The 7,706-nt window shown below is 67.6% G+C and carries 10 protein-coding genes; 4 read left to right on the top strand and 6 right to left on the bottom strand.

Annotation, left to right across the window (positions count from 1 at the left end; genetic code table 11):
- Positions 1 to 63: 63 nt before the first annotated feature.
- A complete protein-coding gene (locus tag ACLQ24_RS27710) occupies positions 64 to 708 on the bottom strand; it encodes a DUF262 domain-containing protein (RefSeq protein WP_425894684.1) in 645 nt (214 codons plus the stop codon).
- A 193-nt stretch (positions 709 to 901) separates the two neighbouring features.
- Between ACLQ24_RS27710 and ACLQ24_RS27705 the strand changes: the two genes are divergently transcribed.
- The 3 genes from ACLQ24_RS27705 (at position 902) to ACLQ24_RS27695 (ending at position 2,889) form a co-directional block, all read left to right on the top strand.
- Positions 902 to 1,138 carry a hypothetical protein gene (locus ACLQ24_RS27705; protein WP_425894683.1) on the top strand — a complete coding sequence of 79 codons (237 nt, stop codon included), beginning with the start codon at positions 902 to 904 and terminating at the stop codon, positions 1,136 to 1,138.
- Positions 1,139 to 1,432: 294 nt separating this feature from the next.
- On the top strand, positions 1,433 to 2,407 hold the full coding sequence (locus tag ACLQ24_RS27700) for an orotidine 5'-phosphate decarboxylase / HUMPS family protein (RefSeq protein ID WP_425894682.1): 975 nt from the start codon (positions 1,433 to 1,435) through the stop codon (positions 2,405 to 2,407).
- On the top strand, positions 2,401 to 2,889 hold the full coding sequence (locus ACLQ24_RS27695) for a GNAT family N-acetyltransferase (RefSeq protein WP_425894681.1): 489 nt from the start codon (positions 2,401 to 2,403) through the stop codon (positions 2,887 to 2,889). The genes ACLQ24_RS27700 and ACLQ24_RS27695 overlap by 7 nt, the downstream gene beginning before the upstream one ends.
- Here ACLQ24_RS27695 and ACLQ24_RS27690 read toward each other — a convergent pair.
- The 5 genes from ACLQ24_RS27690 to ACLQ24_RS27670 form a co-directional block, all read right to left on the bottom strand.
- On the bottom strand, positions 2,873 to 3,655 hold the full coding sequence (locus ACLQ24_RS27690) for an inositol monophosphatase family protein (protein WP_425894680.1): 783 nt from the start codon (positions 3,653 to 3,655) through the stop codon (positions 2,873 to 2,875). The genes ACLQ24_RS27695 and ACLQ24_RS27690 overlap by 17 nt on opposite strands.
- Positions 3,656 to 3,857: 202 nt before the next feature.
- Entirely contained in the window at positions 3,858 to 4,097 is a 240-nt protein-coding gene (locus ACLQ24_RS27685; protein WP_425894679.1) for a hypothetical protein, read from the bottom strand.
- Between the two features lie 156 nt (positions 4,098 to 4,253).
- Complete coding sequence (locus tag ACLQ24_RS27680) at positions 4,254 to 5,045, bottom strand: hypothetical protein (RefSeq protein WP_425894678.1); 792 nt, start codon at positions 5,043 to 5,045, stop codon at positions 4,254 to 4,256.
- A gap of 210 nt (positions 5,046 to 5,255) precedes the next feature.
- Positions 5,256 to 6,137: a helix-turn-helix domain-containing protein gene (locus ACLQ24_RS27675; RefSeq protein WP_425894677.1), complete on the bottom strand. Its 882-nt coding sequence runs from the start codon at positions 6,135 to 6,137 to the stop codon at positions 5,256 to 5,258.
- A complete protein-coding gene (locus tag ACLQ24_RS27670; RefSeq protein WP_425894676.1) occupies positions 6,130 to 6,396 on the bottom strand; it encodes a hypothetical protein in 267 nt (88 codons plus the stop codon). The genes ACLQ24_RS27675 and ACLQ24_RS27670 overlap by 8 nt, the downstream gene beginning before the upstream one ends.
- 112 nt (positions 6,397 to 6,508) lie before the next feature.
- Here ACLQ24_RS27670 and ACLQ24_RS27665 point away from each other — a divergent pair, with 112 nt between their 5' ends.
- On the top strand, positions 6,509 to 6,736 hold the full coding sequence (locus tag ACLQ24_RS27665; protein WP_425894675.1) for a GntR family transcriptional regulator: 228 nt from the start codon (positions 6,509 to 6,511) through the stop codon (positions 6,734 to 6,736).
- The last annotated feature ends 970 nt before the right edge of the window (positions 6,737 to 7,706 follow it).

The raw sequence follows: 7,706 nt of genomic DNA, 5'->3' as shown, positions 1-7,706 counted from the left end.
TGAAATCCTTGTTCCGCAAGCCCGAAGTCCGCTACGCCGCCTCCTGACCATCAACTATTTGCCTTACGGGTCAATATTGAGCGACTCGAAGATCCGGTAGACGTTGTCCCCGGTTTGGGCGGTGACCGACACCAGGGCCAAGCCGGTGATCACCGCCTGCTCGATCCGCTCGATGTCATACGGGTCGTCCGGGCCGTCCGCGGCGCCGAGCTGACTGAGGAAATACTGGTAGGCGGCACCCACCGCGTCTTCGCCGGGCTGCGGGGTCGACTCCACGCAGGCCCGGTACGCTTCCCGATCGGCCTGGGTCGGAACCAGCTTCAACCAGCGCGGCTCCTGCTGCCAGGGGTTGGTGAGGTACTGCTGGTTGAGCCGGTCGAGGTGCTTCGGGTCCTCGTGTTTCGCCCGGTGGTCACGGATGGCGCAGAGCAAGATGGTCAGCGTGGTGAGCCGCTGCTGCCCGTCCACGACGAGGTACTCAGCCACGCCACTGGGACCGTTGGCCGGGCTCGGAGCGAGCACCAGGGAGCCGATGAAGTGGGTGGCGGCAGGGTTGCCGACGCGGTCCTCGGCGAGTTTGCGGACGTCGCCCCACAGTCGCTCGAACTGCGCCCGGCCCCACGAGTAGGTGCGCTGGTAGAGCGGAACCTGGTACTGCTTCGCGCCTTCCAGCAGACCTTGCAGCGTGGTCTCCGCAGCCGCGACCATCCCAGCCTCCGTCTTGTGTGGACCTGCCCGTTGAATCGGTAAGCCAAACAGATCATCGACCCGCCGGGCAACACACGATCGGTACGCCCGGAATGAATGGCAGGTGGAGGTGTCCAACAGTCAGCAACGCGACAGATACTCAAATCCTGGAGCCCGGCGCGGTACGCACCAGGCATGAGCCATCGGGAGTGGTGTGTCCCTCATCGCTGAGTTCGCCGCCGAGATTTTGACCAGCCTCAGTATCGCCGCTGGTCGGCGAGCGGCATCCGCCGTTCGTACGCCCGCTCTCGACCGTGACCTCGAAGCGGTCTGCCGCGCGGCGTTGCGACAGGCGTTGGCGGTCGCCGCGCCGGATGTCGACGAATCGAGCCGGCAGCTGCTGGAGCTGGTCTGTCTGGACTTCTTCGCCGAGGACGGCGTGCGGCGGTGAATCGTGCAGCCGGGCCTCGTACGAGCCGGGACGAGCCGATCGGTCAGCCTGGACCGATGGGCTGGCCGGTTTCGCAGTCGGCTCCCGCAGGACGAGACGTTTCTGCTGTGGATGTCGATCCGGTCGCCTTCGCTGTGGAGTTCAGCTCTGCGCTGTGGGAGGCGATGGTTGCCCATTCGCTTGCCCGCGACAGCAGGCTCGGCCCGCTCGTGCAGCAGCTGCGGCTGGCGTTCATCGAGCAGCAGGTCGACGTGATCGCCCGCCACCGAGATGTCGGCTCGGGCGGCACGGTTGATGGCCGTCGAGCCGGCCTGGATGGCACCGCCCCGCCATGTCGGAGTGCTGTTGGAGCGCATGCGGCTATTGCTGCCGGCATTCGGTCCTGCATCGGTCGATCCGGCGACGGAGCAGGCGCTGTTCGGCCTGTTGCGGGAGTCGCGCACCGGGTGGACCACGCTGAACGCGGACGACCGGCGTCGCCTCGCCGGCCTGGGACGCCAAGCCAAGTCGTGGCTGGTGCGGCGCGAGGCGGAGGCGCTCGATCCGGAGGGAGATCGGGCGGCCGATGTGCCCTGGGACGCGCCGGTATCGCGCGAGGCGTTCCGGCGACTGCGGGGTGCCCGGACCATCCAGGTCGCACTGGATCTGGCCGATCTCGACCAGGCTGTGGCGGTGGCTCGGGCAGCAGCACGCGCCGGCGTGGATTTCGTCGAGGTCGGTGATCCGTTGGTGAAACAGCATGGTATTCAGGCGATCGAGCGGATCAAACGCGATGTCCCGCAGGTCGTCGTCGTCGCGGAGATGATGTCCGCGGACTGGGGCCGGGAGCAGGTCGCACTGGCCGCCGGTGCGGGTGCGGATGTGGTGTTCCTGATCGGACCGGCGAGTGTGGCCAGTGTGGCGGCCGCAGCCGAGGCGGGACGCCGGCTCGGCGTACCAGTGATGTTGGACGTGCCGGGCAGCGCGCTTTCGGAGTCCTGGGTGCGGGACATGGAGCGCGCCGGGGTGGATGCTTTCGCGATCACCACGGACATCGACATCGGCGTCGGCACCCGCCGTCCGTTGGCGCGGGTGCGCGCCATCCGGTCGTGGACGCGGTTGCCGGTGGCCGTTTCAGGTGGCTTCGGCCCGAGTGACCGGGACGTGCTGACCAGCGCGGACTGGGACATCCTGATCGTTGGGCGCAGCGTCACCGAAGGGCTGGATCCCGAGTTGGTCGCTCAGCAACTTGTCGCGGCGGTGCACCACCCGGGTGAGGAGACATGGTGATTGTGAGCCCGCTGCGGCCGGAGTTGACCGGCGACGTGGAACGGTTGATGGCGTTGGGCGAACCGTACGTACGGCCGCGTACCTCGTCGGACTACTGGCTGTACGCGCGGCTGTTCTCGTCGACGTGTCCGGTGGCGGTGGAGGCCGGCGCGCTGGCCGGTGCGGTGATCGCGTTCCGCAGCCAGGACGACCCGGCCGACATCTACGTGCAGGATGTGATGACCCATCCCGACTTCCGCCGACGTGGAGTGGCCCGGCTGCTGCTCGACTCGGTGCGGGCCCGCGCCGCCGAGTGGGGCTGCCACCGGCTGTATCTGACGTCGGAGCCGGAGAACCGGGCGGCGCACCGGACGTGGCTCACGCTCGGGTTCCGCAACGTCCCTGGTGGCCGGGAGGTCGACGGTGTGCAGGTGACGGAGGATTTCAAGGGGCCGGGAAAGGACCGTGCCGTTTACGAACTGCTGGTCAACCGGCTGCCCTGACGCGGGAGCGTAGCTGGCCGACCAGCTCCGGGGGTGCGGCGAGCACTCCGGTGCCGAGCGGCTCCACCGACGCGCCCGCCTCGGCGGCGATGACCCGGCCCGCAGCCCAGTCCCAGGGGGACGCGCGGTCTTCCACGTACGCATCGATCCGGCCGGCCGCGACCCAGGCCAGCGCCAGGGCGGTGGAGCCGAGCATCCGTACGCCTCGTATGTCGGCGGCGAGATCGGCGATCATGTCGGCCTGGGTCTTGCGATGCGCGACGTCGTAGGCGTAGCCGGTGGCGAGGATGACCTCGTCCAAGCCGGTGCGGCCGGTCCGACGTATTAATAACTGCCGCTCTCCCAACCAGGCGCCGGCACCCGACACGGCATGGTAGGTCTCGTCGTGCACCGGGTCGTGGACCACTCCGAGCACCGGAGCCCAGCCGTCCGGGGTCGCCCGTTCGCAGGCAACGCTGACGCACCAGAACGGGATGCCGCTGATGTAGTTGACGGTGCCGTCCAGCGGGTCAATCACCCAGCGCAACCCGGAGCCGCTGTCCCGGGCGCTGCCCTCCTCGGCGAGGATGCCGTCACTGGGCCGCCGTCTGCGCAGAAGGCCCACGACCACCTCCTCCACCGCCCGGTCGGCCGCACTGACCGGGTCGGTCCGTGAGGACTTGTGGTCGATCCGACCGTGGTCGCCGAAGCGGCGCAGCAACTCGACCCCGCCGAGGTGGGCCGCCTCCCGGGCAAGCTCCCCCAGCAAATGCACGCTGTTGTCCATTCCGGTCTCCCTGCCCTCGGCGTCGGTCAGGATCGTCGCACTACCCGGACAACCCAGGCCAGACCCCCGGCCAACGACCGCGGGCGTCATCGCACAATTGCCCCTGCTCACTCGTTCGGTACGCAGTGCCACCGATTGGTACCGGTCCGGCCCCCCGACCGCCCCTGCGCTCCCCTGAACGGCAAGGGGTGTCAGCCGGTCGTCAGGGCAGTACGACGAGCCCGGGGAAACTGTCGAAGTGCCTGCGGTTCAATGTCAGCAGCGGAGCCTCGTAGCGGATCGCCGTGGCACAGATCCAAAGATCGTTGGTCTGCGCCGTCTGCCCAAGCGCATGGCCGGCGGACTGGGCCTGTGCCTTGAGCCGTCCCCACAGCCGGGCCAGTTCCTGGTCGTAAGGGGCCACCACGTAGCGCCGGACCGCCTCGTCGAGGGCCCAGGACACGACGGTCGCCCCATCCCGCCTTCGCCGCGCCGTAGTGCAGCTCGGCGATGGTCGCGAAGCTGAGGATGGGCGTCGAGCCAATCAACTGCTGAGCGAGGTGGTCATCGGTTCCCTGCCAGATGGTCGAGAACGCATCAGTGTCGACGAGGACCCGCTTCACTGGCCTTCACCCTCACCTCTGGCCGAACGCAGCGCGGCCAGAAAGTCGTTCATGTCGCCGATCGGTGCCCCCCGTAGCTCGTCGACCGAACGGACCGGCGTCACACCCTGCGCCCTGGCGATGCCGTCCAAACTTTTCGGCTCGGCAGAGTCGAGCCTGTGCAGGCTCGACAGGTGCAGAATGTGGATTGTCGTGCCGTTGGGTTCGAGCTCGGCGACGCCTTCTGCCATCACCACCTGGTCCATCGCGTCCAGCACGGCGTCCCGTAGGTCAGAGTCAAAGTCACAGAGGATACTTCCGGCGTAGGTGTCGATCCGGCAGCGCAGGGTCGCGGGGGAGAAATCTCCCATGTGTAGGCGGCCGACGATCGTCGATTCCTGGGCGATCTTTTCAAGGGAAGTCCGGCGGACGGCTCGGTGTAGCGCTTCGTCGATCACGAACCGGGTGCGGTCGCCCTGCCACAGCTCCACTCGGGTGACGCTCCTGGCGCTGATCCCACCGGTCAGACTTCTGAGCTGGTTGAGCACCTGCGGGCCGAAGTGAGGTGGCAGGACCTCCGGTCGTTCACGGAGATGGTTCGTGCCCTCTTCCAGCGCCGTCAGCGCCTGTTCCAACACTCCTTCGTCGAGCGAGAGCTGCCCGGTTCGCGCGATGTCCAGCAACGCCGAACCCGCTCGGAATCCGACGAAGTCGAGCCGTACCGCGTCCACGATCTCGCGAGGCCGACGGCCGGGGCCGGTGGTTTTGCCGGCAATACTCAGTGCCAGCAACTCCAGGGCCGCCTGCAACCCGCTCGCCAGCCGGGACAGCTCGGCGAGCGGCAGGCGACCGCCCTCCGTAGCCGGCCCGACCGCCCGCAGCGTCAGGTCGACAGCCGACGAATCTTCAGTCGCCATCGTCACCTCCTCCGCCGCTGCGCGCTGCCGGTCCAGAAAGGGTACGCGCCAGTCGGCGCAGCACCGGGCACAACGCCCCGCGACACCCCGGTCACCGTCAGCTCAGCCGTGGTGCACCTCCTCGGCCGTCTTGACGATCAGCCGGCGGGACTCCTCCTCGCTCAGCGCCAGCGCGTCGAGCCCCACCCACGCCTGCTCGTAGGCGGTCACCTCCGCCGGCCGGTCGAGGTAGAGCGCCCCGGTCAACGATTCCTGGTAGACGACCGACGGTTCGGGGTCGACGCGCAAACCCAGCGGGAAGTCCAGCAACACGAACGAGCCCGCGAGCGCCCCGTCGTGTGCGCCGGCGGCAAACGGCAGCACCCGGATCGACACGTGCGGCAACCGGCTCACCTCCGCCAGGTGCCGGAGCTGCTCGACCATGCTCGCCGCGCCGCCCACCTCGCGCAGCAGCACCGCCTCGCAGAGCATCACCTCGAACCGGGGCGGTCGGGGCAGCCGCCGCCGCAGTAGGCCCTGCCGCCGCAGCCGTGCCTCGACCAAGCGTTCCCGCTCCTCGTCGGTCGCGCCGGGCCGGCGCGGGCAGGTCTCTGACGCGTACCCCCGGGTTTGCAAGAGCACGGGGACCAGCGCCCCGGCGTGCTCGCGGAGCCGGCACGCGGCGGACTCCAGGCCGCCGTGCAGGTCGAACCAGTCGGGTACGGGGTCGCCGTAGGCGTGCCACCAGCCCTTCGCCCGCGTCTCCCCCGCCAGGGCGACGAGCGCGGCGGTCAGCTCGCGCCGCGCCCCGTACAGCTCGCACATGGCCCGCACGTCGACCCCGCGCACCGGGCCGAGGCCACTCTCGACCCGCCACATCTTCTGCCGGCTGCACTGCACCGCCTCGGCCGCGGCGTCCAGCGTCATGCACGCCTCGGTGCGAAGATCCCGCAACACCCGGCCGAGCTGCCGGCGCGGCACCGTCGAGCCCATGGCGTCAACCATCGGAACCCTCCCGCCGCCGCTGGCCGGGCGGCTGCCCCCGGTAGCGGTCCGCGCGCTCGTTGAGCCCGACCGCCGCCCGCCGCCGCGCGGGCCACTCGTAGACGACCGCGCCGTCGCACCGCGAGGTCTGGACCCCATCGGGTACGACGTTCTCGACTGCCTTCCGCCGCCAGCGCCCCGGCGCGTCCCCGTCGGGCACCACCTGCCCGGTCAGGTCCACCGCGACCTTCCCCGCCCGCAAGAACCACTTCCACCGCACACCTACGCCCCTCCCTCGTTCACCCGAGGAGATCCTAGCAAACTTATAAAGCCTGTAAATACAGGATGGGGATGATTTACACGGCTGGGAAATCGGCTGCTTTGCTGGCCTCATGCCGTACGCGCAGCCACTCTGGCGACAGATCAGAGATGACCTGCGCGCGAAGATCAAGGCCGGCATCTACCCGCCCGGGAGCAAGCTCCCCTCCGCACGCCTCCTGGCCGAGGAGTACGACACCAGCCACATGACCATCCGCCGCGCCCTCGACTCCATGATCGAGCGCGACGAGCTGGTCGGCCGAACGGGCATCGGCGTGTTCGTGGCCGACAATTCGGGATAAAACATTTAGAGCACTTGGAATCTCCAAGCTCGATCCTTGGCTGCAGCAGGACACTTTATCATTCAGCAGCCACGACACCCCGTATTCTCTATCGCTAAGCTGCAGACGATCATGGCAGTATGCCGGCGCGGCTCCCTCTCATGCAGAGGGCCGGGGCAAGGCCGCAAAGCAATCAAGCGATTCCTCAACCGTTTTGCCCGGCTCTGCGAGCCGGAATACATGGTCGGCGCGAATCCGTGCGCAGGGGCGATGGTGACATCGACATCATCATTGACGCTTTCGCCTTCCATCAGTGGCGGCGATGGAGGCGCGCCAGCTGCATACATCAGGCCGATTACGCAGCCGATCGTAGCACCTATTTTTACCGACCAATCGGATTCGCCCCATGCGCTACAGGTGCAAATACTAGAGGAGCACCGCAATCCCAGCGTGGCCATCTGGGACCGGGCTCATGATAAATACGAACCACGCACCGACCGGAGATAGCGACGGATTCGACCGAGTCACACAACATTCCTTCCCAGGGGATGCCGCCGGCGTCGCTGACCGCCTGGCGCATCAAGCCCGGCCTACGGCCAGCCGGAATCGGCCGACTTGGGCTACTCTGAAGCGCCCCAGAACCCTACCGCCTACCGCTCAGACCAGCCGGATGACGGGGACCGCGCCCTGGTGGCGGGGCGAGATCAGTCGCGAACTCGATTCCTGCATCCTGCGCCCTCACCATGCGGTCGTAAGCATCAAGGACAAGGGCTTTGGTTCGGTAACTTCCATGAGCCAACTCGTCAGTCCTCATGACTACCGGGAATGAATTCATTATGTAGGCAATATCCTCACGACTTAGCCCATAGACATGAAAAATAAACGCATCAAGCTCAGCGCGCATGACATCCCGCCGTAGCTGTTCAGCGTGAGTAGATGGGCGGCCGAATCGGTCTGACCTGTGGTTATGCGCTCATACGGTGGGTCGATC

Source organism: Micromonospora sp. DT4, assembly GCF_049841675.1.
GTDB lineage: Bacteria > Actinomycetota > Actinomycetes > Mycobacteriales > Micromonosporaceae > Micromonospora.
The sequence above is the reverse complement of the archived record's forward strand: the minus strand, read 5'-3'. Positions and strand labels throughout refer to the sequence as shown.